The 1,439-nt window shown below is 51.1% G+C and carries 1 pseudogene; it reads right to left on the bottom strand.

The features are described from left to right. Positions 1–32: 32 nt before the first annotated feature. Positions 33–1,222 (bottom strand): annotated as a pseudogene (locus HMPREF0183_RS12345) (IS3 family transposase); the annotation flags it as partial. Positions 1,223–1,439 lie beyond the last annotated feature (217 nt).

Here is a 1,439-nt window from a genome sequence, read left to right as displayed (position 1 = left end):
AACTTGCCCCTGAAAGTTGGACTGGTTTTATTTTAGGCGGTTAGGGCTTGAAGGGTTTGGTTTCGGTATTGCATGGGTGTTAGGCCTTTGAGTCTTTCTTGTAGTCGTTTGTTGTTGTACCAGTTGATGTACTCGTTGATTGCGTTGGTGAACTCTTTGATGTTGTTGAAGGTTTCGCCGTGGTACATCTCTGTTTTCAGGTGGCTAAAGAAGTTCTCGATTACGGCGTTGTCGTAGCAGTTGCCTTTGCGTGACATCGACATTTTGCCTTCGTGTTTTTCGATCAGGGCGCGCCAGGATGCGTGTTGGAACTGGAATCCTTGATCGGTATGTATGATCCATCCAGGTTCCGGGGCCTGGGCCGTGATCGATTTTTTCAGTGATGCCAAGGCAAGTGTTGCCGCTGCTGAGGTTGACACGGTGTGGGCGATGATTGTGCGGTCGAACAGGTCCATGATCGGGCACAAGTACACTTTGCGGCCGGTGATGTTGAACTCGGTGATATCACTGACCCAGGCGGTATTGGGTTTATCCCGGGTGAAGTTGCGGTCAAGGATGTTTGGGGCGATACGGCTGATCGTGCCCGCGTAGGAGATATACGGTCGACGGCGCCTGATCTTGGCTTTTAGCCCCATCTGGTCCATGAGTTTGTATACCAGCTTGTGATTGACCACCCAGCCTTTGTTACGCAGATCCCGCCACACGCGGCGGTACCCGTAACGGTGCTTGTTGGATTCGAAGCTGTGCCGAATCGCGGTTTTCAGGACTGCGTGTTTATCAGGGCTCGTGAGACGTTTCTGGTGGTAGAAAAACGTCGATCTGGCCATGCCAGCAACAGACAAAAGGTCGCTTAAACGGTGGTCAGACTTAAGAGCGACGATCGCCTGGACCTTTAGGCGTGTCCCTGATCCCTTAAGTCTCGCAATTTTTTTAGATACGCATTCTCCGCCCGCAACAGTTCGTTTTCACGCCGTAGCGTTTCTTCTTCGGTAAGTACCTTCGGCTTGCCTGACTTTCTCGGTCGGCCTATAGGCCTAGGTTTTAACGCCTCATCGCCGCCTTTACGCCACTTCACTGCCCAATCTTTAACCTGCTGATCAGACCACAAACCAAACTCACGAGCAAGACTCAGTTGAGTCTCTCCGGCGAGATAACGCTCAACGACTTCTTTTTTAACCTCGAAGGGGTACTCCTGCTTTCTACGTTTCCTCACAAGACATAGCCTGCCATGCAACTTAAACCGTTGGTACAAGTTCTGAGCAGGACCATAACGAACCCCGACACGATTAGCAGCAGCGCGGGAGCCAAAACCCTGCTCAAACAAGGCCACCAACTCTTCACGCTGACTCTCACTCAAAGTACTATCTGCACGCATAGAAATACTCCTCACTAGTCAACAACTGATCCTCGTCAGTCCAACTAATGGGGAGCACTCCAAA

The organism is Brevibacterium mcbrellneri ATCC 49030 (genome assembly GCF_000178455.1).
GTDB lineage: Bacteria > Actinomycetota > Actinomycetes > Actinomycetales > Brevibacteriaceae > Brevibacterium > Brevibacterium mcbrellneri.
This window is presented reverse-complemented; position numbering and strand designations above follow the sequence as displayed.